This is a genomic window from Kitasatospora albolonga (assembly GCA_002082585.1).
GTDB lineage: Bacteria > Actinomycetota > Actinomycetes > Streptomycetales > Streptomycetaceae > Streptomyces > Streptomyces stephensoniae.
This window is the reverse complement of the sequence record CP020563.1, coordinates 3,726,022-3,752,939: the sequence shown is the minus strand read 5'-3', so window position 1 is coordinate 3,752,939 and position 26,918 is coordinate 3,726,022. Positions and strand designations below refer to the sequence as shown.

24 protein-coding genes are annotated in these 26,918 nt (G+C 72.0%); 8 read left to right on the top strand and 16 right to left on the bottom strand.

Translation table 11 applies throughout. The features are described from left to right. Positions 1-2: 2 nt before the first annotated feature. Positions 3-866, bottom strand: a complete 864-nt coding sequence (locus B7C62_16250; GenBank protein ARF73639.1) for a GNAT family N-acetyltransferase — start codon at positions 864-866, stop codon at positions 3-5. A gap of 81 nt (positions 867-947) precedes the next feature. Beyond that, positions 948-1,199 carry a hypothetical protein gene (locus tag B7C62_16245; protein ID ARF77199.1) on the bottom strand — a complete coding sequence of 84 codons (252 nt, stop codon included), beginning with the start codon at positions 1,197-1,199 and terminating at the stop codon, positions 948-950. A 220-nt stretch (positions 1,200-1,419) separates the two neighbouring features. Here B7C62_16245 and B7C62_16240 point away from each other — a divergent pair, with 220 nt between their 5' ends. Beyond that, positions 1,420-2,949, top strand: coding sequence for a chromosome partitioning protein ParB (locus B7C62_16240; protein ID ARF73638.1), 1,530 nt, complete (start codon positions 1,420-1,422; stop codon positions 2,947-2,949). Positions 2,950-3,122: 173 nt separating this feature from the next. Here B7C62_16240 and B7C62_16235 read toward each other — a convergent pair whose 3' ends face one another. From B7C62_16235 to B7C62_16220, 4 genes are all read right to left on the bottom strand, one after another. Next, on the bottom strand, positions 3,123-3,734 hold the full coding sequence (locus tag B7C62_16235) for a hypothetical protein (protein ARF73637.1): 612 nt from the start codon (positions 3,732-3,734) through the stop codon (positions 3,123-3,125). Beyond that, complete coding sequence (locus B7C62_16230) at positions 3,731-4,990, bottom strand: hypothetical protein (protein ID ARF73636.1); 1,260 nt, start codon at positions 4,988-4,990, stop codon at positions 3,731-3,733. Before B7C62_16230 ends, B7C62_16235 begins: the two co-directional genes overlap by 4 nt. Before the next feature lie 131 nt (positions 4,991-5,121). Then, the gene (locus tag B7C62_16225) at positions 5,122-5,721 is read right to left on the bottom strand and encodes a toxin (GenBank protein ARF73635.1); all 600 of its coding nucleotides are present in this window, start codon (positions 5,719-5,721) and stop codon (positions 5,122-5,124) included. A gap of 10 nt (positions 5,722-5,731) precedes the next feature. After that, positions 5,732-6,457, bottom strand: coding sequence for a hypothetical protein (locus B7C62_16220; protein ARF73634.1), 726 nt, complete (start codon positions 6,455-6,457; stop codon positions 5,732-5,734). Positions 6,458-6,866: 409 nt separating this feature from the next. On the opposite strand from B7C62_16220, the gene B7C62_16215 reads away from it, so the two are divergent. The 3 genes from B7C62_16215 to B7C62_16205 all read left to right on the top strand — a co-directional run bounded on the left by B7C62_16215 (position 6,867) and on the right by B7C62_16205 (position 9,641). Beyond that, positions 6,867-7,193 carry a MerR family transcriptional regulator gene (locus tag B7C62_16215; GenBank protein ARF73633.1) on the top strand — a complete coding sequence of 109 codons (327 nt, stop codon included), beginning with the start codon at positions 6,867-6,869 and terminating at the stop codon, positions 7,191-7,193. 421 nt (positions 7,194-7,614) lie between these two features. Beyond that, positions 7,615-7,818 carry a cold shock domain protein CspD gene (locus tag B7C62_16210; GenBank protein ARF73632.1) on the top strand — a complete coding sequence of 68 codons (204 nt, stop codon included), beginning with the start codon at positions 7,615-7,617 and terminating at the stop codon, positions 7,816-7,818. A 248-nt stretch (positions 7,819-8,066) separates the two neighbouring features. Continuing rightward, complete coding sequence (locus B7C62_16205) at positions 8,067-9,641, top strand: DEAD/DEAH box helicase (GenBank protein ID ARF73631.1); 1,575 nt, start codon at positions 8,067-8,069, stop codon at positions 9,639-9,641. A 99-nt stretch (positions 9,642-9,740) separates the two neighbouring features. On the opposite strand, the gene B7C62_16200 is transcribed toward B7C62_16205, so the two are convergent. Together B7C62_16200 and B7C62_16195 are read right to left on the bottom strand one after the other, a co-directional pair. Next, positions 9,741-10,853: a hypothetical protein gene (locus B7C62_16200; GenBank protein ID ARF73630.1), complete on the bottom strand. Its 1,113-nt coding sequence runs from the start codon at positions 10,851-10,853 to the stop codon at positions 9,741-9,743. A gap of 50 nt (positions 10,854-10,903) precedes the next feature. Further along, positions 10,904-13,231, bottom strand: coding sequence for a transporter (locus B7C62_16195; GenBank protein ARF73629.1), 2,328 nt, complete (start codon positions 13,229-13,231; stop codon positions 10,904-10,906). Positions 13,232-13,509: 278 nt separating this feature from the next. On the opposite strand from B7C62_16195, the gene B7C62_16190 reads away from it, so the two are divergent. Together B7C62_16190 and B7C62_16185 are read left to right on the top strand one after the other, a co-directional pair. Next, positions 13,510-15,129 carry a hypothetical protein gene (locus B7C62_16190; GenBank protein ARF73628.1) on the top strand — a complete coding sequence of 540 codons (1,620 nt, stop codon included), beginning with the start codon at positions 13,510-13,512 and terminating at the stop codon, positions 15,127-15,129. A 195-nt stretch (positions 15,130-15,324) separates the two neighbouring features. Continuing rightward, complete coding sequence (locus B7C62_16185) at positions 15,325-16,551, top strand: cation/H(+) antiporter (protein ARF73627.1); 1,227 nt, start codon at positions 15,325-15,327, stop codon at positions 16,549-16,551. Between the two features lie 86 nt (positions 16,552-16,637). Here the strand turns inward: B7C62_16185 and B7C62_16180 are convergent, their stop codons facing one another. Both B7C62_16180 and B7C62_16175 read right to left on the bottom strand, forming a co-directional pair. After that, complete coding sequence (locus B7C62_16180) at positions 16,638-17,066, bottom strand: universal stress protein (GenBank protein ID ARF73626.1); 429 nt, start codon at positions 17,064-17,066, stop codon at positions 16,638-16,640. A 1-nt stretch (position 17,067) separates the two neighbouring features. Further along, positions 17,068-18,675, bottom strand: coding sequence for an amino acid transporter (locus B7C62_16175; protein ID ARF73625.1), 1,608 nt, complete (start codon positions 18,673-18,675; stop codon positions 17,068-17,070). A 170-nt stretch (positions 18,676-18,845) separates the two neighbouring features. On the opposite strand from B7C62_16175, the gene B7C62_16170 reads away from it, so the two are divergent. Then, positions 18,846-19,616, top strand: coding sequence for an N-acetylmuramoyl-L-alanine amidase (locus tag B7C62_16170; protein ARF73624.1), 771 nt, complete (start codon positions 18,846-18,848; stop codon positions 19,614-19,616). 21 nt (positions 19,617-19,637) lie between these two features. Here B7C62_16170 and B7C62_16165 read toward each other — a convergent pair whose 3' ends face one another. The 6 genes from B7C62_16165 to B7C62_16140 all read right to left on the bottom strand — a co-directional run bounded on the left by B7C62_16165 (position 19,638) and on the right by B7C62_16140 (position 25,839). Beyond that, positions 19,638-20,003, bottom strand: a complete 366-nt coding sequence (locus B7C62_16165; protein ID ARF73623.1) for a cytoplasmic protein — start codon at positions 20,001-20,003, stop codon at positions 19,638-19,640. A gap of 101 nt (positions 20,004-20,104) precedes the next feature. Beyond that, complete coding sequence (locus tag B7C62_16160; protein ARF73622.1) at positions 20,105-22,072, bottom strand: molybdenum ABC transporter permease subunit; 1,968 nt, start codon at positions 22,070-22,072, stop codon at positions 20,105-20,107. A gap of 103 nt (positions 22,073-22,175) precedes the next feature. Beyond that, on the bottom strand, positions 22,176-23,003 hold the full coding sequence (locus B7C62_16155; protein ID ARF73621.1) for a molybdate ABC transporter substrate-binding protein: 828 nt from the start codon (positions 23,001-23,003) through the stop codon (positions 22,176-22,178). Between the two features lie 168 nt (positions 23,004-23,171). Continuing rightward, positions 23,172-23,567: a MerR family transcriptional regulator gene (locus B7C62_16150; GenBank protein ID ARF73620.1), complete on the bottom strand. Its 396-nt coding sequence runs from the start codon at positions 23,565-23,567 to the stop codon at positions 23,172-23,174. A 193-nt stretch (positions 23,568-23,760) separates the two neighbouring features. Beyond that, positions 23,761-24,561, bottom strand: coding sequence for a hydrolase (locus tag B7C62_16145; protein ID ARF73619.1), 801 nt, complete (start codon positions 24,559-24,561; stop codon positions 23,761-23,763). A 267-nt stretch (positions 24,562-24,828) separates the two neighbouring features. Beyond that, the gene (locus tag B7C62_16140) at positions 24,829-25,839 is read right to left on the bottom strand and encodes a tellurium resistance protein TerC (protein ARF73618.1); all 1,011 of its coding nucleotides are present in this window, start codon (positions 25,837-25,839) and stop codon (positions 24,829-24,831) included. Between the two features lie 367 nt (positions 25,840-26,206). Here B7C62_16140 and B7C62_16135 point away from each other — a divergent pair, with 367 nt between their 5' ends. After that, on the top strand, positions 26,207-26,902 hold the full coding sequence (locus tag B7C62_16135; GenBank protein ARF73617.1) for a redoxin: 696 nt from the start codon (positions 26,207-26,209) through the stop codon (positions 26,900-26,902). Positions 26,903-26,918: the final 16 nt, after the last annotated feature.

Here is a 26,918-nt window from a genome sequence, read left to right as displayed (position 1 = left end):
CCTCAGCCCAGCTCCAGGCTGGTGATGCCGTAGTACCCGGCCCGGTCGATCACCGGCTGCGGGCCCGTGTACATCCGGGCCGTCCCGAACGACGGCGTCAGGCCCAGCTCGCCCGCGAGCCGTACCGCCGCCGGGTTCAGGTCGGGTACGTCGATCGCCACCGGCCCGTCCGGCACCGTCGCCGCGAGCGCGCTCACCAGCGCCGCCGCCACCTGCGGGGACGCGGCGTACAGCGGTCCGATACGGGAGGCGGCGCGGCACTCCCGTACCACCGCGAGGCCGTGCAGCTCCCCGTCCCGCACCGCCGCCAGCGCGGTGCGCCGGGGCGCCGTGATCCAGGCCGCCAGGAAGCCGTCCCGGGGCGCGGGGAAGAACCGCCGGTCGTACGCGGCGAGTTGGGCGAACGGTACGGAACGGGCGTCGACCAGGGCGGTGCCCGGGGGCGGTGCGACGTCCGGCGGCGGAGTGCCCTCGTACCGGGCGTTGCTCCAGCAGGTGCGGAAGCCGGAGCGGCGGTAGTTGTCCTGCTGCGCGGGCACCCCGTCCAGCCCGGTGTTCCGGTCGCCGAGCCGGGCCGTCCCGGCCTGCCAGGTGCGCAGCCCGTACCCCTGGCCGCGCAGGTGGGGGCGGGTCATATAGAAGCCCAGGAAGCCGTGGCCGGGGCCGTAGCGCACGACGGAGACGGAGGTGACCGGTACGCCGTCGAGGCGGCCGATCAGGAAGCCGCCGGGGTCGGTCGGGAAGAAGACCCCGCCGTCGGTGAGGCCCGGGTTCCAGCCCTCCTCGTGGGCCCATGCGCCCAGCAGGGCGATGTCCTCGGCACTGGCGGCGGCGATCGCGAAGTCGTTCTCGGCGGGGTTCGGCACGGTACAGCCGTACCCGGGGCGGGGGCCGTTCAGTGATCGCTCGTTACGCCGTCGGGGTGACGGTCCTCCGCCGCCGCGCGCTCACGCCGTCTCGGGGGTCTTCTCCCGGTTCCGGCCGCGCAGCTGCCGCAGGATCAGGGCGGCCGAGGTGATCAGCGGCAGCATCCCCGCCACCGCGTCGGCGGTGCTCAGCGTGTCGTGCCTGCTCCTGGCCCGGCGTACCTGCTTGGACGCCCGGAGGACGGCGAGCGCGCTGCTGCCCAGGCTCAGCGCGAGCCCCGCCTTGCTGCCGCGCAGGCCCTTGGCGGGAGCGGAACGGTTCTTCTTCGCCATGGGAGGTACCTCCAGGTGGTCCGGGTCGCGTCCTCCGTAACCGGCGTCCTCCACGTAACCGGGTGTCCGCCGCCCCCGCAAACGGACGGTCTCGTTGCCGTGGCATGACAGCGTCATGGTCCGTTCACATCCCGTCCGTGCCCGCGTCGCCGTGCCTTGCGATCGTCACCGCGAGAGAGAGCGGCAGAGCGGAAGCAACGCCCGTACGGAGAGGTCGTCCATGAACAGATCGAAGGCTGCCGGCCTGCCCCGGCGCGGGGCCCGGCTGCTGGCCGGAGCGCTGGCCGCGAGCACGGTCGTCGTCGGCGTGGGTACGGGCACGGCGACCGCCGCCGGAGCGGGTGGCGCGGGTCCGGTCGGCGCCGGGGTGTGCGCCGGGAGCGGGCCTCTGCCGTACAGCTGCGCGCGGCCGGGCGATCTGATCGACGTCACCCTCGGCGAACTCCACCCCACCCAGGCCGTCCTCGGCTTCGACCAGGTCTTCTACAAGCAGGGCCGCTACGGCAGCGACCGGGACGAGGCGGCGGGCGGCGTCAACAAGCGCTTCGACGACTGGTGCGAGACCAACGGCCAGGGCGAGGCGGCCTCGGTGGGCCCCGGCGCCCGGCTGGACGACCCGGCGAGCTTCACGTGCACCGTGCCGCTCGGCCAGGAGACCGCGGAGTCGCTCGCCCCGATGAAGACGGCCGTGGTCGGACCGGGCGGGAAGCTCTACCTCACCGACGGCCACCACACGCTGACGTCCTTCCTGGAGGGCCCCGACGGGAGCACCCGGCTGCCGGTCCGGCTCCGCGTCACCGACAACTTCAGCTCCCTCTCCACCGCCGCGTTCTGGCAGCGCATGACCGCCGAGAAGAAGGTCTGGCTGCGCGACGAGAACAACCGGCCGCTGGGCGTCGAGCAGCTGCCGAGCCGACTGGGGATCTCGAACTTCCGGGACGACCCGTACCGCAGCCTCGTCTACTTCACCCGGGGCATCGGCTACGAAGTCCCGGACGGGGCGACGGAGTTCCTGGAGTTCTCCTGGGGCTCCTGGCTGCGCGGGAAGCACGACACGAACGCGTACGACCTGACCTCCCCCGGGCCCTACCTCGACCTGGTCAAGAGCGCCTCGAAGTCGATGGCCGCGCTCGACGCCGACGCGGTCGTCGACGACGGGAGGACCGCCGCGCAGCTCGGCCGGATCGCGGAGTGGAACGGCGGCAAGAAGGAGACGGGCGGGGATTTCGCCAAGCTGAGCAGGCCGCTGGCGGACCCCAAGCCGGGCAAGCTCGCCGAATCGCTCGACTACAAGGCCCGGGTGGTGCGCGCGCCGGAGTGCACGGCGCGGATCACCGGCGTACGGAACGGTCCGCTGACCGTCACGAACGGCGTCACCTGCGCCGAGCGCGCCGCCCTGCGCGGACCGGTCACCGTGCGCGCCGGAGCCGCCCTCGTTCTGACCGGCTCCATGCTGGAGGGCCCGCTCCAGGCGGACGGCGCGGCGGCGGTCCACGTATGCGGTTCGAGCCTCACGGGGCCAGTGGCCGTCAGCCGTACGGCCGGACCCGTCCGGGCGGGCGGCCCGGGCTGCACCGCCAACTCGGTCACCGGGGCGGTCGTCCTCACCGGCAACACCGGAGGCGTCCAGTTCGCCGCCAACACGATCACCGGCCCGCTGGTCTGCTCGGCCAACGCTCCGGCCCCGGACAACACGGGCCGGGAGAACGAGGTCCGCGGCCCGCGCACGGGGCAGTGCGCGGGGGTGTGAGCCCGCGCGCGTGCTGAAGGGGCGGTGTGAGGGGGCGCGTTGTGAGGGGGTACGGGGGTGGGGTGCGGGTCACTCACCCCCGCACCCCGCCCCGTAACGCTTCGTCAGCCCCAGAGCTTTCCCCGCCCCGTAACGCTTCGTCAGCCCCCGTACCCCGCCCCCGTAACGCTTCGTCAGCCCCCGAACGCGTACGCCACCGTCGTCGCCGCCCCCAGCGCCGCACCCGCCACGGTCTGGGCGGTCGTGTGGTAGCCGAGGGCCACCCGTGACCAGCAGACTGCCACCGTCAGCCCGTACGCGGCCAGCCACCACGGGGAGTGCACGACCGCGAGCAGGGCCACCACCGCCGAGGCCACCGCCGAGTCGACCGAAATCTTCCACACGGTGTTGACGGCCAGCAGCCCGATCGTCATCACCCAGAGCGCGAGCATCGCGACGAGGATGCCCCGGGGCGCGCCGCCGAGGACCATCACCACCGAACCGGCCCCGATCGAGCCGAGGATGACGAAGAAGATCGGCGCCCGCTTCGTACGGTCCACGACATGGCGGTCGCCCCAGGTGCCGCGTCCGCGCTCCCACTCGATGTACCCCGCCGGGATCAGCCCGGCGCAGAGCGCCCCGAGGAACCCCCAGAGCAGCCCGGTCCCGTCACCGGCGGCGGCGAGCCCGAGGCCGAGCATCCCGGCCAGCAGGGTGTTGCGGGGCTGGAGTACGTCGGTGACCGTACGGGCGAGGGAGGTGCGGGCGGTGGCTCCGGGGGGCGTGCTGCCGGTGGTGGTGCTCACGAGCTCTTCTCCGTCGTCGCCGTGTCCGCCGTACGGGCCGCGGTCGCTGTACGGGGTGTGGTCGCCGCCGCGAGCACCTCGCGGGCGCCCTCCTCGGTGACCGTCCGGTACGCGGCGGCGACCCGCTCCAGCCGGGCCACCTCGCCGTCCTGGTCGGCGGCGTGCTGGGTGGCCACCCGGGCGGCGGGACCGGCGGCGGCGCCGGACTCCTTGGCCAGCAGGGCGGCCCTGATCCAGTACGCGTCACTGAGCGCCGCCGTCCGGCGGGCATCGGCGGTCTCCCGCGCGGCGGCGGCCCGTTCGGCGGCGGGGACCAGCTCGTCGGGGACGTAATGGCGCAGTTTCTCCACCGCGTCCGCGATGTCGGCGGCCCAGCGGTCCACACGCAGGTCGGCCGGGGCGTCGACCCGGGTCAGCTCCCGGGCGAGGGAGGCGGGCGGGTCGAAGGGCTGGTCGGGGAAGGACGCCATCAGCTCGTACCAGAGGGCGTGCAGCCGGACCTGGGCCCGCCACAGCCGCACCCGGCGTGCGCCGGTGCTGAAGGCGGGGACGGACGCGCCGAGGGCGAAGAACGCGAAGAGGACCAGCTGCGCGGCCTCGGTCACCTGGTCGAAGCGGAGGGCGAACGCCTCGCTCGGCTCGTCCACCACGCTGATCCAGAGGAACAGGGTCCGGCTGACGGTGTAGCCGACGCCGATGAACATCGCGAACGTCATCATCCCGAGCCCGATCCGCAGATGGCGCCGCCGGGCGTCGGCGGTGGCCAGCGCCCACTGGAAGGCGCAGACGGCGGATGCGGCGCCGAGGTAGAGGTAGAAGACGCTCATGTAGAGCGTGGCGCCCCACTCGCCCGCGTGGTCGGAGACGAAGCGGTCGGAGGGCTCGGAGCGGTCGACCACGGTGAAGAAGAGGACGGTCAGCAGGACCAGCGTCGCCACCGACGCCTTCGCCGCGACCCGCTGGACGAGCCGGGCGAACCGTACGTGGCGGGGGACGGCGCCCGCTTCCGGGTAGCTGCCGTAGATGGCGACGATGTAGCTGAGGATGGCCAGAATCGCCACCGTCGCGGTGTAGTGCTTGATGAGGACGGCGAGGTCGGTGACGGCGCTGTTGTTGAGCCCGGTGCGCACCGCCTCGGTCTTCGTCCACAGGGCGATCGCGAATCCGGCGTAACAGCCCCACAGGGCCCGCCGTCTGCGGTCCTCCTCGTCGCCCCACAGGGCGGCGGGCATACGCCACAGGGCAACGGCTGTCATCAGGCCGGCTATCAGGTAACCGGCGAGATCGAGGGGGGGTCACAGCGTCTTCGTCCTCGGGTGTCGGGGGCGCGGGGTTGGGGGGGAGGGCCGGTGGTAGCACGTGTCAGGTGAGGCGGCAGGCCCCTGGGTCACGCGTCGTCCGAGGGCCCCCTCCGGCCGATCCGGGGGAACAGCCCGCGTCGGCGGTGGGCCACCGGGCGGGACAGGGAGTCGGTCAGCCGCCCCACCATGTCATCGGTGGTGAGATCCCGCGCCATGCGCGGGATCAGCGAGGCACCGAATTCGGCCATGCGTTCGTCGTGGGTGGCGTACTGCGCGCGGGCCTGCACGGTGGAGCCGCCGGAGGCGAGGGACTCGGCGGCCTCGGGGGAGAGCATCCGGGCGATCAGCGAGGTGTCGAAGACCGGGAGCAGTGTGCGCAGTTGCTCCGCGTCGAGCGTCGTCCCGTGGTCGAACCACTCGTGGCACAGCTCGTGCAGGATGACGTGTTCGGTCTGGTACGCGGTCGGCCTGCGGCGGTAGAGGACGAGGCTGGTGTCGCCCGCCTTCAGGCGCAGCCCGCAGGCGGCGTTGACGCGGGCGAGGTGGTCCGGCAGTTCGTGCAGCCGGATGGTGCGGCCGCGCGCCGCCTCCATGTTGGCGACCAGACCGGTCAGCGAGAAGGGCGCCGGGATGGGCAGGTCGGCGAGCCGGTCCTCGCACTCTTTGCGCAGCTTCCGCAGGGACATGCCACCGACGCTACGCTCCCGGACCGGCCGGGCGGTGGCGCATGCCCTCACCGCCCGCGTTCTCCTTGCTCCCGGAGCCGTCCGGTGAGCTGCCCGCGCCGCCTTCCGCACCGTCCCGTGGGCTGCCCCGTACGGCGTCCCGCGCGCCATCCCGTAGGGCGTCGTCCCGTGGGCTGTCCCGTACGGCGCCGTCCCGTGCCGCGTCCTCCAGCAGGGAGAGCGCGAACCGGAGCAGCTCCGGCGGGAGCCCGTCCGCGTCCAGTCCCCGGCCCGCCACCCCGCTGATCTCGCCGGTCCGCCGCTTGGCCAGGAACTGGAGACCGGCCACGACGTCGTCGACGACCTCGGACTCGTCCTTGAAGAAGCGCCAGTCCACGCCGAACCCCAGCCCGAGGGCCTTGAGGATCTCCTCCGACGGCTGGGTGACCTTCCCGGCGAGGATGTTGGAGAAGTAGCTGTGCGAGAGGGAGCCGCCGCGCTCCCGCACCAGCTCCGCGAAGACCCGGCCCGAGACCTTCTGGCCGGGGAAGGTCTTCTCGACCATGTACTCGACCTTCTGCCGCAGCGAGTTCAGCGGGGGCTGGCCGTTCGGCTCGGAAGGTCCGGAAGGTCCGGTCAGTCCGGGAGGTCCAGGTGGCCCGGGCGGTTCGTTCCGTTCCGTACCGGGTTCGTCACCGTCGACCATGGCCATCCGGGCCTCCACGCTCACCTCGGAGTCGGAACTGAGCTTGCGCAAACACTCTACGTCACTGTTAACTCGAAAAAACATGAGCAGGGGACCACGAGGGGAGTCCCTTGCTCATGAGGTTCTCCCCTGCTTCGGGCCCGGTCCCGCCCTGTCCGGAACCGGTTCCGGACAGGGGTGTAGCCCTTCACGACGGGGGATGCGTGAAGGGCTACGCGTGCATTATGGCCCCGCGGTCCGCCCGACGACAACTGACCAGTCGGTCAGTCCTCTCGGGCGCCCCGTCCGCCGCCCCGCCGGTGCCCGCCCAAACCTGCTCCGGTCGCGATAGACATGGCCTTCCCGGGCGATTAGGGTTTCTTGTGCAGTCAGGCGAGAACAGCGTTACGCGGCAGAGGGGCACCCCGCAGGCGCCACACCGCCCCCGGGTCCTCGGTCCTGCGTGACAGAAGAGGTGCAGATGCCCCCGGAGCCCCCCTCGAACGCCATGGACCGGCTCGATGACGACGACTACCCCGCCTACACGATGGGGCGGGCCGCCGAGATGATCGGGGCGACGCCGGGTTTCCTGCGGGCGATCGGTGAGGCCCGGCTGATTACGCCGCTGCGGTCCGAGGGCGGCCACCGCCGCTACTCCCGCTACCAGTTGCGCATCGCCGCCCGCGCCCGCGAGCTGGTCGACGGAGGGACGCCCGTCGAGGCCGCCTGCCGGATCGTCATCCTGGAGGACCAGCTTGAAGAGGCGCTCCGCCTCAACGAGGAGCTGCGGGGCGGCGCGGACCGCTGAGGTGTACGGGCCCGGCCGCCGGGATCGCCCGGCCCGGGCCTCCGGTGGGCCGGGAAGATATCTGCATTCGTCGGCACAGAATTTCACGCAATGGGCGATGAGGCTTTTTCCCGTCCTCTTGCCCCGTCCTTGTCCGGTCCCTGTCCGGTCCTTCTCCGGCTGTTGTCCCATGGTTGTCCCGCCGTTTTGTTCCGCCCTGCCGAGTGATATTTCGTTCAGCCTCTCAGGGGGCTGCCGTGCTACTGTTGATCTCAGTTGCAGTTGTGGTTCCCAAAAACTTACAAGTGCATCAGCCGACTGGATGTCGGCAGGTGCGCTTTTGTATTTCCGGTGTTCTTCCGGACGGGGTAATCATCGCGGCGACGTGGGGTCCGCACAGTGTGGGCCCACGGGCACTGCCCCTCCCCTAAGGAGATATGACATGGCTACTGGCACCGTGAAGTGGTTCAACTCGGAAAAGGGCTTCGGCTTCATCGAGCAGGACGGCGGCGGCGCTGACGTCTTCGCCCACTACTCCAACATCGCCGCCAGCGGCTTCCGTGAGCTGCAGGAGGGCCAGAAGGTGAACTTCGACGTCACGCAGGGCCAGAAGGGCCCGCAGGCCGAGAACATCACCCCCGCCTGATCCACTCAGGCAGTACTGCGCAGCTGGGGCCCGCACCTTGGGGTGCGGGCCCCAGCTCGTTGCTGTTTCCGGGGCCCGCCGGGCGCGCCCCCGTCGAAGCCGCGTCCGGCACGCCGATTCCCGACGGCCGGACTCCGTCCTTCGCTTTTGTCATTTCATCGGCTCGTTCTTGCGATTCTGGGTGCCGTTCACGGCCGCTTCCCGAAAAAGAATCCCTCGATACGTGCCCCATCGAGGAAAGGTTCCGTATGAACCGCGAACGCACTCCCCGCTCGAACGACCGATTCGGCCGCAGCCGCTCCGGCTCCCCCTCCGGCGCCTCCCGCTACTCCGGCGGCGGCGACCGCCGTGCCGCCGGGTTCGGTGGCGGACCCAAGCGCTCCGGTGGTGCGGGCGGGCGCTCCGGTGGCGCCGGACGCCGCAGCTCGGCGCCGAAGGGCGAGTTCGCCCTGCCGGTGACCATCACCCCGGCGCTCCCCGCCGTCGAGACCTTCGGCGAGCTGGAGATGCCCGCCAAGCTCAAGGCCGCCCTCGCCACGGAAGGGGTGACCGTCCCGTTCCCGATCCAGGCGGCCACCCTGCCGAACTCGCTGGCCGGCCGTGACGTGCTCGGCCGGGGCCGGACCGGCTCGGGCAAGACCCTCGCCTTCGGCCTGGCGCTGCTGGCCCGCACCGAGGGGCGCCGAGCCGACGCCAAGCGTCCGCTCGCCCTGGTCCTCGTACCGACGCGGGAGCTGGCCCAGCAGGTCACCGACGCGCTCACCCCGTACGCCCGCTCGCTCAAGCTGCGCCTCGCCACCGTCGTGGGCGGCATGTCCATCGGCCGCCAGGCCAGTGCGCTGCGCGGCGGCGCCGAGGTCGTCGTCGCCACCCCGGGCCGCCTCAAGGACCTCATCGAGCGCGGCGACTGCAAGCTCGACCGGGTCACCGTCACGGTCCTCGACGAGGCCGACCAGATGGCCGACATGGGCTTCATGCCGCAGGTCACCGAGCTGCTCGACCAGGTGAACCCGGAGGGGCAGCGGATGCTCTTCTCGGCCACCCTCGACCGCAACGTCGACCTGCTCGTGCGGCGCTACCTGAACGACCCGGTCGTCCACTCCGTCGACCCGGCCGCCGGTGCCGTCACGACGATGGAGCACCACGTGCTCTACGTCCAGGGCGCCGACAAGTACGCCACCACCACGGAGATCGCCGCCCGCGACGGCCGCGTGATCATGTTCCTGGACACCAAGCACGCCGTGGACAAGCTCACCGACCACCTGCTGCACAGCGGGGTCCGGGCGGCGGCGCTGCACGGCGGCAAGTCCCAGCCGCAGCGCACCCGCACCCTGGAGCGGTTCAAGACCGGGCACGTCACGGTCCTCGTCGCCACGAACGTCGCCGCCCGCGGCATCCACGTCGACAACCTGGACCTCGTCGTCAACGTGGACCCGCCGAGCGACCACAAGGACTACCTCCACCGGGGCGGCCGTACGGCCCGCGCCGGGGAGTCCGGCAGCGTCGTCACGCTCGTCCTGCCCAACCAGCGCCGCGAGATGACCCGGCTGATGGCGGACGCCGGGATCACCCCGCAGATCGCCCAGGTCCGCTCCGGCGAGGCCGAGCTGAGCCGGATCACCGGTGCGCAGGCGCCCTCGGGTGTTCCGGTGGTCGTCACCGCCCCGCCCAAGGAGCGCTCCGGCCGCGGCGGTGGCGGCGCGTTCATGGGGCGCGGCACCAAGCGCGGCGGCGGGGCCCCGGCCCGGCGCGGCCGTCCCGGTGTGCCGACGCCGGAGGCGCGTGCCGCCGCCGCGCAGCGCCGGTCCAACCGCGCCGCGTAGCCCGCGCGGGGAGGCGGTGTGCACGCCGCCTCCCCGAGGACGCCCGGGCCCCGGCGGCCCCCCCCGTGTCTCCGTACGCTCAGGAACGCGACGGGACGCTCAGGAACGCGACGGGGAGGACGGGGAAGCGGTCCGCTGCCTGGCCCACTCCATGCGGGGTTCCAGCACCGGCCGCAGCAGGCGGCGTACGGGCGGGGTGCACAGCAGGGTCACGATGAGGGCCGCGCCCGCGGTGACGGCGACCGTGCCCAGCGTCGTGTTGAAGAACGGCCGGTCGTAGAAGCCGTCGTAGCGCAGGCCCCGGATGACGAAGCCGTGCAGCAGGTACCCGTACAGCGTGCAGGTCCCCAGCGCGGTCATCCATGTACGCCCCTTGGGCACCCAGGCCAGGAAGCACGCGCCGAGCACGATCGCGGCCACGAAGAGCAGGAGCGTCGCCGTCGGACCGGTCCACTCGGGGGTGTCCATCTCCTGGGCGCTGTTCTTCCGGAAGAACCACGAGGTCGCGGTCCGGGGCACCAGCCAGTACGCGACCAGCAGTCCGAGCGCGAAGACCGGTACGGAGACGACGCGCACCCACGTACGCCGTACGAACGCGAAGTGCTGCGGGCCCAGCCGCAGGCCCAGGACGTAGAACGGCAGGAACTGAAGGATGCGCTGGACCGGCAGGGACCCGTCGGCGGCCGGTGACACGGTCGCCACGGCGGCGATGGCGAGGGAGACCAGCACCGGGAAGCGCACGGCCTGCCAGACCGGGGTGGAGAGCCGCCAGAAGAACAGCGCGGGCAGGAACCACAGCAGCCAATAGGGCGACAGCAGCGACAGCGAGTAGTCCGGGTCGCGCATGACGCGCTGGAAGACCGTGTAGAGGACCTCGAAGATGACGTACGGCACCAGCAGGCTGGTGACCAGCTTCCACACCCGGTCCGGCCGCAGCTCGAAGTTACGGGAGAGATAGCCCGCGATCAGGATGAACACCGGCATGTGGAAGACGTAGATCAGGGTGTACGCGGCCTCCACCAGCCGTCCCTCGGGCAGCGGCTCCCACGCGTGCCCGATCGCCACCAGCACGATCGCCAGGTACTTCGCGTTGTCGAAGAAGTGGTCCCGGCCGTCGGCGGGCCGCTTTCCGGCCTCCGGTGCGGCGGTGGCGGGAGCGGTGGCAGCGGCGGTGCCGGGGCGCGGCTGTTCCGAGGTGCGGGGGGAAGGCATCCTGACACCCTAGAACGCGGAGGCGTTCCCTCCGCTCGCTGTGTCCCACATCACGTTTTCGCGGGAGCCTCGGGTTCCCGTGCGCTCCCCTCCGCGTCCAGGTGCGGCAGAATCCGGTCCAGCGGGCCCGGAATCCACCAGGCGGACCGGCCCAGCAGCGTCATCACCGCCGGGACCAGCAGCAGCCGTACGACGGTGGCGTCGATGAGCACGCTGGCGGCGAGCCCCAGGCCCAGCATCTTCACCACGATGTTGTCGCTGATGATGAACGCGGCGAAGACGCTCACCATGATCAGCGCCGCGCAGGTGATGACCCGGGCGGTGATCTCCAGCGCGTGCGCCACGCTCGCCCGCGCGTCGCCGGTCCGCAGCCATGCCTCGTGGATGCGGGAGAGCAGGAAGATCTCGTAGTCCATGCTCAGCCCGAAGACGATGGCGAACATCATCATCGGGACGTAACTCTCGATCGGCACCTTCCCCGACACCCCCAGCGCCGGACCGCCCCAGCCCCACTGGAAGACGGCCACCACGACCCCGTACGAGGCGGCGATCGACAGGACGTTGAGCACGGCGGCCTTCACCGCGACGAGCAGGCCCCGGAAGACGGCCAGGATCACCAGGAACGCCAGGGCCACGACGACCGCGATGATCAGGGGCAGCCGGCTGGAGACGATGTCCAGGAAGTCGACCTGGGCGGCGGTGGTGCCGGTGACGTACGTGCTCGCGTCCGTGCCGGAGACGGCCTGCGGCAGTACGTCGTCGACCAGCCGGTTCACCAGGGAGGTGGTCCGTTCGTCCTGCGGGGCGGCCACCGAGTAGGCGGTGGCGGTCAGCACGTCACCGTCCGATGTGGCGGTGAGCGGGGTGATCACGGCCGCGTCCGGGACGCCGGTGAGCGCCTTCTGCGCCTGGTCCGCGAGGGCGGAGCGGTCGCCCGACGGCACCTTGCTCTGGTCGATGACGAGGGTCAGCGGGCCGTTGGAGCCGGGGCCGAAGGCGCTGGACATCAGGTCGAAGGCGCGGCGGTCGGTGAAGGACTTCGGGTCGGCGCCGTCGCCGATGTGGCCGAGCTGGATGAAGAAGACGGGGAAGGAGAGGACCGCCAGCACCACCACCCCACCGGCCAGGAACCACCAGGGCCGCCGCTCCACCCGCCGCGCGTACCGGTGCCACCCGCCGGGCTCCTTCGTGCCTGTGGTCTTCGCGTTCCCTTCCTTCTCTTCTTTCTCTTTCTTTCCGCCCGCTTCCGAGCCCTCCTGCGCCGGTACGGTCTCGGCCACCGGCTTCCGTACCCGCACCCGGTCGATGCGGCGGCCGATGAGGCCGAGGATCGCCGGTACGAGGGTGAGGGCGCCGAGCACCGCCGTGACCACGGTGACCGCGGCGGCCAGGCCCAGCTTCCCGATGAACCCGATGCCGGAGACCCACAGCCCGGACAGCGCGATGATCACCGTGCAGCCGGAGAGCAGCACGGCGTGCCCGCTGGTGGCGGCGGCGTTCCCGGCGGCGGTCACCGGGTCCTGGCCGTCGATCAGGTTCTGCCGGTGCCGGGTGACCAGGAAGAGGGCGTAGTCGATGCCGACGCCGATACCGATCATCGTGGCGAGCGTCGGGGAGACGGTCGCGAAGGTCGCGGCGGCGGCCAGTAGCCCCAGCAGCGCGAGCCCGCACAGGGCGCAGATCAGGGCGGTGACCAGCGGCAGCACGGCGGCCAGCAGACTGCCGAAACCGATCAGCAGGACCACGATCGCCACCCCGAAGCCGATCGCCTCGCTGGTGCGGTCGCTCGGTTCGGGCCGGGCCAGCTCGCCGAGCGGTCCGCCGTACTCCACCTCCACTCCGGCCGAGCGCAGCGGCTGGACCGCCGCGTCGACCCCGTCCAGGTAGGACGGGTCCAGGGTGGAGGGCTGCACGCTGAAGCGGACGGTGATGTAGGCGGTCTTCTGGTCGGTGGAGAGCGGCCCGGTGTCGGGGTCGGGCGGTGGGGGCGGGGTGGAACCGGAGGACGGCAGTGGGTTCTGCGCGGAGAGCACGTCGGGCAGCTTCTCCAGGTCCGCGACGGCCGTGGCGACCTGGTCGGAGACCGAGGTGAGTGGCTTGTCGGCGTCGTGCAGCACCACTTGGGCGCTGTAGCCGCCCGCCGACGGGGCGTGCGCCTTCAGGACGTCGAGGCCGTCCTGCGACTGGGTGCCGGGGAGCGAGAAGTCGTCGGAGTAGTCGCCGCCGTAGGCGTGCTGGAGGACCTGGAGTCCGGCGAGCGCGGCCACCCACAGCACCAGGACGGTGAGGAAGTGCCGGGCGCACCACTCGCCGGTGGTGCGCAGCGCTCCCCGGCGCGGGGCGGCTTCCCGGCCGGTGCGGGCCTGTGACGACGGCATGGGGCTCCTGTCCTGCGCCGTTCCCGAAAGCGCCTCCGTCCGAGGCGTCGGGGACTTCGCATTCAACGGCTCCGCTCGCCACCCGGCACCCCGGTGCGGGGGAACGGGTGACGGGGGCATGCCGCAGGGGTGGTCCGGGGGGTGGCACCAGGGGGGGCCTGGGGGGTGGTCCCAGGTGGTCCGGGGGGGTGGCCCCAGGTTGTCCTGGGGGATGCCCCCGTGGGTGTTGACCGGCCTCCCGGATGGGCGGCGGGGCTCGGGTCAACCAGGCTTGTTCCATGACGCATTGGACCCGTAGAGCACTCCTGTTCACCCTCTCCGCCGCCGCGGCGGCCGCCACGCTGACCGCCGCCGTGACGCCGGTCGCACACGGCAGCCCGGCGGGCCGCGCCGCGCCCCCGCTCGCGCCTCCGTCCTCGCTCATGTCCCCGGGCACGTCTCCGCCCTCGTTCACGTCCCCGGCCATGTCTCCGCCCTCGCTCATGTCCTCGTCCCCGCTCGTCTGGCGTCCCTGTGAGCAGCCCGCCGGGGCGCCGGTCCCGGCGGGCGGGCAGGAGTGTGCCGTGCTGCGGGTCCCGTTGGACTACGGCGACCCCGGGGGCCGCACGGTCGAGGTGGCCGTCGCCCGGCTGCGCACCGACCGGCCGGACGCCCGGCGGGGCACGCTGTTCGTGATCCCCGGCGGGCCCGGCTCCTCCGGGGTGCAGCGCCTGGCGCAGAAGGGCGAGGCGCTGCGGGCGGCGACCGAGGGGGCGTACGACCTGGTCAGCCTGGACCCGCGCGGGGTCGGCTCCTCCGTCCGGGCGGGCTGCGGCATTCCGGCGGCCGACCGGCATCTGGTGACGCTGCGGTCCTGGCCCGCGCCGGACGGCTCGACAGCGGCCAACACCGAGCGCTCCCGCCGCACGGCCGAGCTCTGCGCCCGTAACGGGGGCCCGGTGCTGCGGTCCTTCACCACGGAGAACGAGGTGCGCGACCTGGACCGGCTGCGCGGCGCGCTGGGTGAGCGGAAGGTGTCGCTCTGGGGCTCCTCGTACGGGAGTTATGTCGGCGCGGTGTACGCGCAGCGGCATCCGGACCGGGTCGACCGCCTGGTCCTGGACAGCACCGGCGACCCGGACCCGGGGCGGGTGGCGTACGGCTGGCTGGCCAACATGGCGCCGGGCGCCGCCGAGCGCTTCCCCGACTTCGCGGCCTGGGCTGCGGACCCGGCCCGGGAGGCCGAGGGGCTCCGGCTGGCCCGGCGCCCCGGTGACGTACAGCCGCTGTTCCTGGCGCTGGCACGGCAGTTGGACCGGCACCCCAGGGCCTCGGACGTGCCGTCCGCCCCGCTCACCGGGAACCTGCTACGGCAGGCGCTCCAGAACGCCCTGTACAGCGATGCCGCGTTCCCCCGGCTGGCCCGGCTGGTGAAGGAGGCCCAGGACCCGCGGGGCCGCCCGGTTCTTCCGCCGGAGCTGGCCGGTCCGCTGCCGGACGAGGACGCGTCGATGACGGTCGCGGCGGTCTGCAACGACGTGCGCTGGCCGGGGCCGGCCTCCGGGTACGCCCGCCGGGTCGCCGCCGACCGGGCGCGGCATCCGCTGACGGCCGGGATGCCCGTGAACATCACGCCGTGCGCCTTCTGGACGTACGACGAGGAGCCGAGGCCCACCCGGATGACCGACGAGGGCCCCTCGAACATCCTGATGATCCAGAGCCTGCGCGATCCGTCCACCCCGCTGGCCGGGGCCCTGAAGATGCGGGCGGCGCTCGGGGAGCGGGCCCGCATGGTGACGGTCGGACAGGGCGGCCACGGGATGTATCTGGGCAGCGGCAACGCCTGCGGGGACCGGGTGGTCAGCGACTTCCTGGTGACCGGGGCACGGCCCGCCCGGGACACACACTGCCCGAACTGACCGAGCCGACTGGGCTGACCGGCTGACCGGCTGACTGGCTGACTGGCTGACTGGCTGACCGGCTGACCGGCTGCCCGAACTGACCGAGCCGACTGGGCTGACCGAGCCGACCGGGTCGACCGGGCTTTGTGGGAAGGAATGGTGACAAGGTGTCATATCGGCTGATTCCTGGACGTGCCTTGCTATACACGAGCGATGGAGCATCCCGGGACCCTCGTCCTGATCATGGCCCTGGCGGTTCTCGCCCCGCTGCTCGGCTATGCGACCGGGCGGTGGCTGTCCGTCCCCGTCGTCATCTTCGAGATCGTGCTCGGCATCCTGGTCGGACCCCATGTGCTCGGCTGGGCCCACCACGACCAGGTCATCGACGCCCTGTCCGACCTCGGCCTCTCGATGCTGATCTTCCTCGCGGGGTACGAGATCCGGTTCGCCGAGGTCCGCGGCCCCACCCTGCGCCGGGCCGGTGGGGCCTGGATCTGCTCGTTCGCCGCCGGGCTCGGGATCGCCCTGCTGCTCAGCGGCGGGGACCTGGCGAAGAGCCTGGTCATCGGCACCGCGCTCACCAGTACGGCCCTGGGGGCGGTGCTGCCGATCCTGCGGGACGCGGGGCGGCTGGAGGGGAGGTTCGGGTCGGTGGTGATGGCGTTCGGTTCGGTCGGCGAGTTCGGGCCGATCATCGCGATGGCCCTGCTGTTCAGCGGGCGGAGCCCGGGGGCGGCGAGCGCGGTCCTGGCGGTGTTCGCGGCCCTCACGGTGGGCGCGGTGCTCTGGGCGATGCGGCCGAGGCCCCCGTGGTTCGCCCGGATCATCGCCCAGACCTTGCACAGCAGCGGCCAGTTCGCCGTCCGCTTCGTGATGCTGCTGCTCGCCGGGATGCTGGGGCTGGCCCATGTGTTCGGCCTGGACACCCTGCTCGGCGCGTTCGCCGCCGGGATGCTGACCCGGCTGGTCCTCCAGGGGGCGGTGCCCGAGCGCAGCGGGGAGATCCTGGGGCGGATCGAGGCCATCGGCTTCGGCTTCCTGGTCCCGTTCTTCTACATCGTGACCGGTATCGACTTCGACCTCGCGGCGCTTCTGGACGGGGGCCGTCCGCTGCTGCTCCTGCCGGTCTTTCTGCTGCTGTTCCTGCTGGTCCGGGGCGTACCGGCGTATCTGCTGGCCCCGCGCGACCTGACCGGGCGCGCTCCCCGGTCCGCGCTCGCGCTGTTCTCCTCCACGTGTCTGCCGCTGGTGGTGGCGATCACCGCGATCGGCCTGGACGAGAAGGTGATCGGCGCGGGGGAGGCCGCGGCCCTGGTCGCCGCCGCGATGCTGTCGGTGCTGACGTTCCCGCTGCTGGCGTTCCGGCTGCTGCGGAGGGAGGAGGGCGGTACGGGGGCGGCGGCGCCGGGCCGGGCGGCGGAGAGCGGGGAGGCGTGGTGAGGGCCGGAGCGCCCGGGGGCCGTGCGGAGGGTCTCCGGAGCGCTCAGGGGCCCCGCACCGGGCCCCGGGAGCTTCACGCGGAGGAGCTAGGGCGCGTCCTCCTCCGTCGGGACGCACAGCACCGGGATCGGGGACATGTGGAGCAGCTTGTGCGGGGTGGAGCCGAGGAGGGCCCCGCGCATCGGGCTCTCGCCCCAGGTGCCGACGACGATGACCCGGGCGCCGTGCCGTTCGGCGGCCTCCAGGAGGGCCTGTGCGGGGCTCTCGTCCAGCACCTCCACGCTCGCCGGTACGTTTGCTGCCTCGGCCGCTGTGAGTGCGTGCTCCAGACCGGTGCGGCCGGCCTGCCGGATGGCGTCGTAGTGGCTGCGGTACTCGGCCCCGTCGCGCAGGCCCGGGGCGGCGGCGCCGTAGACGAGCACCAGCTCCTCGCCGTACGCCGCCGCCACCTCGATCGCGATGCGCAGGGCGCGGGCGGCGCCGGGGGACTCGTCGTAACCGAGGACGACCGACATGTCAGCGCTCCTTCCCGTCGGCTGAATCACCGTCGGCGGACCTGCCGTCGGCGGACCCACCCCCGGTGGGCTTCCCGGCACCGGACTTCCCGCCACTGGACTTCCCGCCGGTGGACTTCGCGACCGTGGCGTGCACCAGTTCCGGGTCGGCGACCGACGGCCGCTCCTGCCAGAACACCGCGTCCCGCAGCCGCCACACCACCATGAGGATCACGCCGACGAGGGAGATCACGATGCCGATGACCAGCGGCGGGCCGAGGCCGAACCAGGAGGTGCCGCTGTAGGAGTTGGCCGGGTCGGACATGTCCATCACCGAGCGCACCAGCAGCCAGGCCAGCAGTCCGGCACCGACCACAGGACCCAGGCCGATGAGGACGAAGTTGCGCACGCTCTCGGTCAGATGGCGCCGGTAGTAGACGGCGCAGGCCACCCCGGTGAGGGCGTAGTAGAAGGCGATCAGGAGGGAGAGCGCGGTGAGGGAGTCGAAGAGGGCGTTGGTGGAGATCTGGTTGACGATCAGGTACCAGGCGATGGCGATGCCCGCGACCCACCACGTGCTGACGTCCGGGGTACGGAACCGGGGGCTGATGTGACCGAAGTGCTGGGGCAGCGCCTGACGCCGGGCCATCGACAGGGCGGTCCGGGACGCCGGGATGATCGTGGTCTGGGTGGAGGCGATGGCGGAGGTGGCGACGGCCAGCAGCAGAATCCAGTCCCAGCCGCCCAGCACGTCCCCGGCGAGCTGCGCGAAGATGAACTCCTCCTCGCCCGCGTTCTCCGCCAGGAACGCCGTCCCCGCGAAGGCGACCACCGCGATCGCCACCGACAGGTAGGTCACCAGGAGCACCACCGTGGACCACAGGCCCGCCTTCCCCGGCGCGCTCGCGGAGTCCTCGGTCTCCTCGGTGAGGTTGACCGCCGACTCCCAGCCCCAGTAGATGAACACCCCGAGCAGCAGCCCGCCGGTCAGCGCGGCCCCACCGGCGCCGAACGGGTTGAGCCAGCTCGCCGAGGGTTCGATGGAGTCGAAGCCGGTGGTGCCCGCGTACACCCGGTAGAGCGCCACCGCGACGAAAACCAGCAGGAACGCGACCTGGAGCAGGATCAGCGCGTTCTGGACCTTGGCCGACAGCTCGGTGCCGATCACACAGAGCCCGGTCATCACGATGATCAGCAGCACGGTCAGCAGCTGGCGCACGAAGTCGTTGGCCACCCAGCCGTCCAGACCCACCGCCAGCAGGGTGAAGCTCACCGCCACATCGGCCAGCGAACCGACCACCAGCACGCCGGTCATGGTGATCGCCCAGCCGCCGAGCCACCCGGCCCACGGGCCCATCGCCCGGGTCACCCAGGAGAACGTCGTACCGCAGTCCTGGTCCACCTTGTTGAGGTAGTAGAACGCCGAGGCGATCAGCAGCATCGGGACGAAGGAGGCGAACATGACGCCCGGGGCGTAGATCCCCACCAGGGCCACGATCGGGCCGATCACGGCGGCCAGGGAGTAGGCGGGGGAGGTCGCGTTGAGGCCGATGACGAGGGCGTCGACGAACCCGATGGCGTTCGGTTTCAGGCTGACCGCGGATGCGTCCTGCGTACGGTCGTGGGCCATGGTTCCTCGATCCGGGCGGGCCCGCCGCAGGGCGCGGCGGATGATCCGGATCTCATCGTAAGAACACCGCCCCCGGTGCGCATTCCGGACGAAACGACCGCGCCGGGCAGGGGTCACCCGATCGGCCCGCCCTCCTGCGAAGGCCGAGGTCAGGGCGCAGGGTGGAGTCCATGTGGTCCCGCCGAATCACCCTGGGCACCCTGCTGCTGCTTCTGGTCCTCCTGGTGTTCCAGGACGGACCGGCGCCCCGTGAGCAGCAGCCGGAGCTGGCCACCGGCCCGAGGCCGCCCCGGGGACTGCCGCAGCCCGCCGTCGTGAGCCGCCAGGAGTGGCGGGCGGACGAGGATCTGGTCCGGGAGCGCCCGCACTACACGGGCGCGGCGAAGGCGGTCTTCATCCACCACACCGGCAACCCCAACGACTACGACTGCGCGGACGCCCCCGAGCTGATCCGGGCCGTCCAGGCCGACCACGTCCGGAAGGACGGCTGGGACGACATCGGCTACAACTTCCTCGTCGACCGCTGCGGCACCATCTACGAGGGCCGGGCGGGCGGCGTGGCCCGCTCGGTGCTCGGCGCCCACACCAAGGGGTTCAACGCCGACACGGTCGGCATCGCCGCGATCGGGACCTTCGGCGAGGGGACCGAGGTGCCGAAGCCGATGATGGACGCGCTGGTGGAGCTCACCGCCTGGAAGCTGCGGCCCGGCGTCGACCCGCTCGCCACCGTCGAGCTGGTCTCCACGAACGCCGAGAGCCGCTTCGACGAGGGCCAGGTGGCCCGGCTGAACGTCATCTCCGGCCACCGCGACAGCTACGAGACCCGCTGCCCGGGCGATGTGCTCTACGGACTGCTGCCCGAGCTGCGGGAGCGCGTGGCCCGGCAGCGCGCCGCCGCCCCGGGCCACGCGGCCTCCTCGCGGCTGCGCCCGTCCTTCTGAGGCTTCCGGGGCTTTCTCAGGTCACCGCGCCACGAACTGCGTCAGTATCGCCTGGACCTCGTAGATGTCGACGCCCTTGGTGAACGTCTTCTGGAGCGGGGTGGAGCTGCCCGAGATCCAGATCTTCAGCTCCGCGTCCAGATCGAACGTCCCGGCCGTCTCCACCGCGAAGTGCGTGATGCTGCGGTACGGCACGGAGTGGTACTCGACCTTCTTGCCGGTGATGCCCTGCTTGTCGACGAGGATCAGCCGACGGTCCGTGAACAGGATCGTGTCGCGGATCAGCAGGAACGCGGCGTGCACCTGCTCGCCCTGGCCGAGGAGGCGCTCGTAGTCCTGCTGGGCGGTGGCCGGGTTGATGGTGTGCGCGTTGCCGAACAGTGCCATGGGTGCCCCGTCTCTCGGATCTGTCGTACCTGAGTACGCGTACGGCAGTTGTTCTGGTTCCCGAGTCCTGGTTCCCGCCGGGGCGCGTGCCATGCGTCGGCTCAGAGCGGGACCACCGTCACCTCGGTCGCCTTCACGCCCGTCCAGACCTCGGTGCCGTCCGCGATGCGCAGCTCGGCCGCCGCCTGCGGGGTGATCTCCGCGACCAGGTCCGGCGCCCGGTCGGAGGTGATGAGGAGGCGCAGCCTGCTGCCGCCCGAGGTGATCTCGCGGACCGTGCCGGGCCAGACGTTGCGGGGGGAGCCGGTGGGCTTCTCGCGGTGTACGGAGACGGCTTCGGGGGCGATGACCGCGAGGGCCTCCGTGCCCGGGGGGAGGGGTTCGGCGACCACGAGACGGCCGCCGCCCGCCAGGTCCAGGCCGTCGGCGGTGGCGGTGCCGGGCCAGGCGTTGCGGCCGAGCATCCGGGCCACCCAGGGCGAGCGCGGGTGGCGGGTCACCTCGGCGGGCGGCTCGTCCTGGAGGACCCGGCCGCCGTCCAGGACCAGGACCCGGTCGGCCAGCGAGACCGCCTCGACCGGGTCGTGCGTGACGATCAGGCAGACCCCGCCGAAGTCGGCGAGGTGGCGGCGCAGGGTGTGCCGGACGTGGGCCCGGGTCGTCTGGTCGAGGGCGGCGAGCGGTTCGTCCAGCAGCAGCAGGCGCGGGCGGGCGGCCAGCGCGCGGGCCAGGGCGACCCGCTGGGCCTGGCCGCCGGAGAGCTGGCCGGGCCTGCGGTGGGCGAGGTGGCCGACGCCGAGCCGGTCCAGCCACGCCTGCGCCGCGCGCCGGGCCTCCGTACGGGGGACGCCACGGGCGCGGAGCCCGTACGCCGTGTTGGACAGGGCGCTCAGGTGCGGGAAGAGCGCCCCGTCCTGGGGGACCCAGGCGACCCCCCGGCGGTGCGGGGGGAGGGCGGTGACGTCGCTGTCGCCCAGGCGCAGTGCGGCGTGGGCGCGGGGGGTGAGGCCCAGGAGGGCGCGCAGGAGGGTGGTCTTGCCCGCGCCGTTGGGACCGACGACCGCGATGGTGGTGCCCGGGTCCGCGTCCAGGGTGAGCCGGGTGAAGCCGGTGACGTCGGCGTGCAGGGGCCAGCGCTCCCGTGGGGCCTTCTCCAGGTCGTAGCCGGGGGCCTTCTCCCGTACGTACACGGGTGGTTCCGGGCGGACGTCCCCGGCCGTCGGCTCCTCCGGGCGCGGGGCGGACCGCTCGCGGTGGTCGCCCGGGGTGCCCGTCCAGCGCCCGCGCAGCGCGATGAGCACGATCATGGCGATGGCCAGGAGCAGCAGCGAGACCGAGGTGGCGGCCTCCGGGGACTCCTGGAGCAGCAGATAGACCTGGAGCGGCAGGGTCTGCGTGGTGCCGGGGAGGTTCCCGGCGAAGGTGATGGTGGCGCCGAACTCGCCGAGCGCCCGCGCCCAGGTGAGGGCCGCTCCGGCGATCAGCCCGGGGGCGACCATCGGCAGGGTCACGGTGAGGAACACCCGTACCGGAGAGGCTCCGAGCGAAGCGGCGGTCTCCTCGTACCGGGGGCGCAGTCCGCCGAGCGCGCCCTCCAGCGAGATGACCAGGAACGGCATCGCGACGAAGGTCGCCGCGAGGACCGCCCCCGAGGTGTGGAAGGGGAGCGTGATGCCGAACGTGTCCTCCAGCCACGGTCCGAGCAGCCCGCGCCGCCCGAACGCCAGCAGCAGCGCGACCCCGCCGACCGTGGGCGGCAGCACCATCGGCAGCAGCACCAGCGAGCGCACGAACGCCTTGCCGGGGAACGGCACCCGGGCCAGCAGCCAGGCCAGCGGCACCCCGAACAGCAGCGAGAGGCCGAGCGACCAGAGCGAGACGAGGAGGGAGAGGCGGAGCGCCTGCGTGGTGGGCTCGGCGGTGAGGTGCGTACCGAGTTCGCCCCAGGAGGTACGGGCCAGGATGCCGACGAGCGGCAGCATCAGGAACGCCACGGCCAGCAGCGCGGGCACCGTCAGCAGGAGCGGGGCGCGGGCTCCGGGCGTGCGGCGGAGTGCCGGTCGTTTCATGGTGACCTCGTGGGGCGGCTGGCTCGGAGGTGCGGGGCCGGGGGCTCGTAGGACGGTACGGGCCCCCGGCGGTGCGGCGGGTGCGGCGGATGAGGCGGTGCGGTTACGGCTGCTGGAAGCCCGCGCCCTGGAGGATCTTCTGCGCGGCCGGGGTGGAGAGCCAGGCGACGAACGCGGCGGCGGCCTCGCTGTGCTTCGACGCCTTCAGTGTGGCGGCCGGGTAGGAGGCGACGGCGTTCTCCGCGTCCGGGATGTCGATCGCGTCGACCTTGTCGGGGGCCGTCTCGGCGTCCGTCTTGTAGACGAGCCCCGCGTCCGCCTCGCCCAGCTCGACCTTGCTGAGGACCGCGCGGACGTTGGGCTCCTGGGAGACCGGCTTCACCTCGATCTTCTGCGCGTCGAGGATCTGCTTGCTGTAGCGGCCCACCGGCACCTCGGGGGCGGCCAGGACGACCTTCAGCTTGGTGTCGGCGAGGTCCTTGAGGCTGCCGACCTTCTCCGGGTTGCCCTCGCCGACGGCGATGACGAGGCGGTTCCTGGCGATGACGGTGGGGGTGCCGGTCTCGCCGGAGAGGCCGTCCATCGTCTTGGTGTCGGCGGTGACCAGCGCGTCGGCGGGGGCGCCCTGCTTGACCTGGGCGGCCAGCTCCTGGGAGCCCGCGAAGGAGAACGTGACCTTCGTTCCCGGGTTCTCCTTCTCGTACGCCGCTCCGGCCTCCTTGAAGACATCGGTCAGCGAGGCGGCGGCCAGCACGGTCAGGTTCGCGGCCGGGGCGCCGGACCCGGGCGCGGAGCTGTCGGACGGCTTCGCGCTGGAGGCGCTGTCCTTGTCCGTGCCGGAGTCGTCGTTGCCGCAGGCGGCGAGCGGGACGAGGAGGGCGGCCGTCAGGACGGCGGCGGCGGTACGGCGGCGGGTGAGCAGGAGAGACATGAGGGTGAGGCTCCTTGGACTGCGGGCCCGGTCGGCGGGGTGCCGTCCGGGCAGGACGAGGCCGCGCGGGGCGCGGTGCGGTGGCGGCGGGGGGAGGTGGTCGCGCGGTGGTGCGGGCAGCGCTCGGCGCCCGGCCGCCGGTGGGGGGGGCGGGCGGGGGTGCCGGGGTCAGGTGCGGTCGATGTGCACGCTGGTCGACTTCACCCGGGCGGTCGCCTGCATACCGACCTCCAGACCCAGCTCCTCGACGGCCTCCCGGGTCAGGAGCGAGACGAGCCGGTGCGGCCCGGCCTGGATCTCGACCTGGGCCGCGACATCGCCCAGCTTCACCGCGGTGACGATGCCCGGGAAGGCGTTGCGCGCCGAGGTGTACGGGGTCTCCTCCTCGCCTGCGGCGCTCTGGCCGACCTCGATCGAGAAGGCGGCCAGCGCACGGCCGTCGATCAGCCGTCGGCCGGTCTCGTCGCGGTGGGTCGCGACCCGGCCGGCGTCCGCCCAGCGTCGGGCGGTGTCGGGGCTGACGCCGAGAAGTCGTGCTGCCTGACCGATTGTGTAGGACTGCATGTGCGACACGCTAGGCCAATAGGGCTGGCATGTGCCATTCTCTGGGGGATTCCCCATGGCAGGTGCGGACTTCTCGGAGAAAAGTACGGAGGCTCCTTTGGGGAGGAGCCTCCGGTGATGCTCCTGAGCGGAGCGCCTGAGATCGTGGGCGGAGCCCCGGGCCGTGGGCGGAGCTCAGGATCGTGGGCGGAGATCAGGCCGCCGGGCTCGTCGCGGGCATCTCGCCCACCGTCTTCGTCACGTCGATCACGGAGAACATCGCGCCCTGCGGGTCGGAGATCGCCGCGAACCGGCCGAACGGGCTGTCCTCCGGCCCGTACCGCAGCACCGCGCCCCGCCCGGTCGCCTTCGCCACCGCCGCGTCGCAGTCCGGGACGGTGAAGTACACGTTCAGGAACGCGGGCATGTCCGGCGGGAAGTCGTCGCCCATCCCCATCCGGCCGAGGACGGTCTGCCCCTGGACGTCGTACATCGTGAAGTCCATCGACTCGTCGTCGAACTTACGGACCGTGTGCCCGAAGACGGCGGGGAAGAACGTGTCGGCCGCCTTCGTGTCCCGGGTGAAGACCTCGCCCCAGCAGTACCCGCCGGGCTCGCCCATCTCCGTCCCGAACCCGTCGTGGGTGTCGGCCTGCCAGACGCCGAAGACCGCGCCGCCGGGGTCGCGGGCCACCAGCATCGTGCCGAAGTCGCCGACCTGCATGGGCTCCACGAGCACCTCGCCGCCGTTGGCGCGGATCTTCTCGCCGGTGGCGGCGGCATCCGGCGAGGCCAGATACAGGCACCACGCGGACGGGGCGTCCGAGCCCGGCATCGGCGGGCACACGGCACCGGCCCGCTTGCCGTCCGCGTACGCCGTCGTGTAGCCGCCGAACTCCGGCGCGCCCTCGCCGAACGTCCAGCCGAGCACATCACCGTAGAAGCTCTTGGCGCCTTCGAGGTCGGCGAACATGGCGTCCGCCCAACACGGGGTGCCTTCGGGTTGTACAGCCATGGCAGTGACCCTCTTCCGGTCCTGAGTCCTGGTCCCCTTACCCGCCACGCTAGTCAGCCGTCCGCCCGTCCGCGCGTCGGGAGAGAGCCTGCCGGGCCGCTTCTCGGGGCGGTGGCGAAGGCGATGGAGGTAATGGAGGTGATGGAAGCGGTGAAGGTAATGAAGGTAATGAGCGGGGGGAGACGAAAGGCCGGGCAGTGCGCTTCGGGAAGGTTCTCCCCGCGCTCTGCCCGGCCCCTGTCTGTGTTCTACGAGTGGTCCGCCCGGTTACTCGGCGGGCTTTCCGTCGGATGCCTTGCCCGCGCTCTCCCCGGCGTCACTCTGCCCGGTTTCCTCGGCGCCCTTCTCCGGCGGTGGGCGCCGGATGCTGAGAACGATGGAGACCGTCAGGATGACCACGATCACCGCCAGGCTGACCGGCGAGGGAATCTCCGGAATGGAGGTGCTGATCATCTTGTGGGACGCCTGGAGCATCAGCTTGACGGCGATGAAGGCCAGAATGATCGCCAGGCCGTTGCTCAGGTAGTGGAAGCGGTCCAGCAGCCCCGCCAGCAGGAAGTACAGGGCCCGCAGCCCCAGGATGGCGAACGCGTTGCTGGTGTAGACGATGAAGGCGTCGTCGCTGACCGCCAGCACGGCGGGCACGCTGTCGACGGCGAAGAGCAGGTCGGCCGCCTCGATCGCGGCGACCACCGCGAGCAGCGGGGTGGCGACCCGCTTGCCCTCCTCCTTGATGACGAAGTGCGTCCCCGCGTACTCGTCCCGGACCGGCATGATCTTCCGCAGCATCCGGACCGCGAAACTCTTGCTCGGGTCGAAGCTGTCGTCCTCGCCCTTGATGATCTTGTAGGCGCTGTAGAAGAGAATGGCCGCGAAGAGGAACAGGACGAAGGTGAAGCGGTTGACCACCGCGACGCCGGCCGTCAGGAAGATCGCACGGAATACCAGGGCGCCGATGACGCCGAAGAACAGCACCCGGTGCTGATATTCGCGGGGCACCTTGAAATAGGCGAAGATCAGTGCGAAGACGAAGAGGTTGTCGACCGACAGGCTCTTCTCCAGAAGCCATGCGGTGGTGTATTCCGTCCCGGCGTTCACGCCGAGGACATAGAAGACGACCCCGCCGAAGATGAGCGCGAGGGTCACCCACAGCACGCTCCACCAGGCCGCTTCCTTGAAGCCGATGACATGTGCCTTGCGGTGGGCAAGCAAGTCGACTGTGAGGGAGACGACCACCGTTACGGCGAACGCCACCCAGAGCCATACCGGTACATCCACGCCCGAGACCTCCCCAGTTGATTGTTACGAGTGTGACGTGTTGGGCCCAGGAGTGCGAGGGGGTCTGCGCCGACCGGCTGCCGCGATCGGGGCCACCGGTCGCCGAAACCGGGGTCACCGGCTCCGTGTCCAGGGTTCCGTGTCCGCCGTTCGGGTGGTGCCCGCAGAGGAGTTGAGCAGGGCTTTCGTGTCCTGAGGGCCCCTTCGGGAGGGCGTGCGCCGGGCCCCGTCCGGGCCGTCGCGGCTCGATAGCGGCCCGGTCCGATTCGTTGCGTGAGGTGCGACACGCGGTGGGGGCGGGGCGGAATGCGCCCTACCGGGGGCCCTGTCGGCCAGGTGTCCGACGGCGTCGCCATACTGGATTTCCATGAAGAGGCTCTCCCGAGCGGTGCTCCCGATGGTGGCTGCCGTGACCGTTCTCGCCGGCTGCTCCGCCTCCGAAGCGCCCCTGCGCACGCAACAGCCCCTGCCCGAGCAGCCGCTGTACCGGAGCATCGAGCCCGCCGACCGCCCCGAGGCCCCCGCCTTCTCCGGGACCTCCCTGAGCGGCAAGCCCCTGCGCCTCGCCGACTTCCGGGGCCAGGTGGTCGTCGTCAACGCCTGGGCCTCCTGGTGCGGCCCCTGCCGCGCCGAGGCCCCCGCGCTCAACCGCGTACAGGGCAGGCTGGGCGACCGGGGCGTCCAGGTGCTGGGCGTCAACAACAACACGGACCTGGACGCCGCCCGTGCCTTCCAGAGCGACTACGCCCTCGACTACCCGAGCCTGCGCGACCCCTCGGGCAAGCAGTTCTTCACGCTCCCCAAGGGGCTGGTGAACACCCAGGGCCTCCCCTTCACCCTCTTCGTCGACCGTACGGGCAAGCTCGCGGGCGCGGTCTCGGGCAAGGTCTCCGAGGAGGACCTGGACGCGATCGTGGGGCCGCTGATGGCGGAGAAGGCGCCCGGGGGGCGGGACGGCGTAGGCGGGGTGGTGCAGGCGGGGCGGGGTGGTGCGGGTCGGGGAAATGTCCGGGGCGGGGCTTCTTCGGTGGGCTTCGGCGGATTGCGTCGGCGCGCAGATTGACTGAAAAGAAGTCTCT

What these genes read in the sequence shown, in the direction of transcription:
- B7C62_16190 (ARF73628.1), top strand. Translation starts at nt 13,510, where the DNA reads ATGACGCATTGGACCCGTAGAGCACTCCTGTTCACCCTCTCCGCCGCC.
- B7C62_16240 (ARF73638.1), top strand. Translation starts at nt 1,420, where the DNA reads ATGAACAGATCGAAGGCTGCCGGCCTGCCCCGGCGCGGGGCCCGGCTG.
- B7C62_16160 (ARF73622.1), bottom strand. Translation starts at nt 22,072, where the DNA reads ATGAAACGACCGGCACTCCGCCGCACGCCCGGAGCCCGCGCCCCGCTC.
- B7C62_16205 (ARF73631.1), top strand. Translation starts at nt 8,067, where the DNA reads ATGAACCGCGAACGCACTCCCCGCTCGAACGACCGATTCGGCCGCAGC.
- B7C62_16210 (ARF73632.1), top strand. Translation starts at nt 7,615, where the DNA reads ATGGCTACTGGCACCGTGAAGTGGTTCAACTCGGAAAAGGGCTTCGGC.
- B7C62_16245 (ARF77199.1), bottom strand. Translation starts at nt 1,199, where the DNA reads ATGGCGAAGAAGAACCGTTCCGCTCCCGCCAAGGGCCTGCGCGGCAGC.
- B7C62_16170 (ARF73624.1), top strand. Translation starts at nt 18,846, where the DNA reads ATGTGGTCCCGCCGAATCACCCTGGGCACCCTGCTGCTGCTTCTGGTC.
- B7C62_16155 (ARF73621.1), bottom strand. Translation starts at nt 23,003, where the DNA reads ATGTCTCTCCTGCTCACCCGCCGCCGTACCGCCGCCGCCGTCCTGACG.
- B7C62_16165 (ARF73623.1), bottom strand. Translation starts at nt 20,003, where the DNA reads ATGGCACTGTTCGGCAACGCGCACACCATCAACCCGGCCACCGCCCAG.
- B7C62_16180 (ARF73626.1), bottom strand. Translation starts at nt 17,066, where the DNA reads ATGTCGGTCGTCCTCGGTTACGACGAGTCCCCCGGCGCCGCCCGCGCC.
- B7C62_16200 (ARF73630.1), bottom strand. Translation starts at nt 10,853, where the DNA reads ATGCCTTCCCCCCGCACCTCGGAACAGCCGCGCCCCGGCACCGCCGCT.
- B7C62_16185 (ARF73627.1), top strand. Translation starts at nt 15,325, where the DNA reads ATGGAGCATCCCGGGACCCTCGTCCTGATCATGGCCCTGGCGGTTCTC.
- B7C62_16135 (ARF73617.1), top strand. Translation starts at nt 26,207, where the DNA reads ATGAAGAGGCTCTCCCGAGCGGTGCTCCCGATGGTGGCTGCCGTGACC.
- B7C62_16195 (ARF73629.1), bottom strand. Translation starts at nt 13,231, where the DNA reads ATGCCGTCGTCACAGGCCCGCACCGGCCGGGAAGCCGCCCCGCGCCGG.
- B7C62_16175 (ARF73625.1), bottom strand. Translation starts at nt 18,675, where the DNA reads ATGGCCCACGACCGTACGCAGGACGCATCCGCGGTCAGCCTGAAACCG.
- B7C62_16145 (ARF73619.1), bottom strand. Translation starts at nt 24,561, where the DNA reads ATGGCTGTACAACCCGAAGGCACCCCGTGTTGGGCGGACGCCATGTTC.
- B7C62_16150 (ARF73620.1), bottom strand. Translation starts at nt 23,567, where the DNA reads ATGCAGTCCTACACAATCGGTCAGGCAGCACGACTTCTCGGCGTCAGC.
- B7C62_16215 (ARF73633.1), top strand. Translation starts at nt 6,867, where the DNA reads ATGCCCCCGGAGCCCCCCTCGAACGCCATGGACCGGCTCGATGACGAC.
- B7C62_16225 (ARF73635.1), bottom strand. Translation starts at nt 5,721, where the DNA reads ATGTCCCTGCGGAAGCTGCGCAAAGAGTGCGAGGACCGGCTCGCCGAC.
- B7C62_16230 (ARF73636.1), bottom strand. Translation starts at nt 4,990, where the DNA reads ATGACAGCCGTTGCCCTGTGGCGTATGCCCGCCGCCCTGTGGGGCGAC.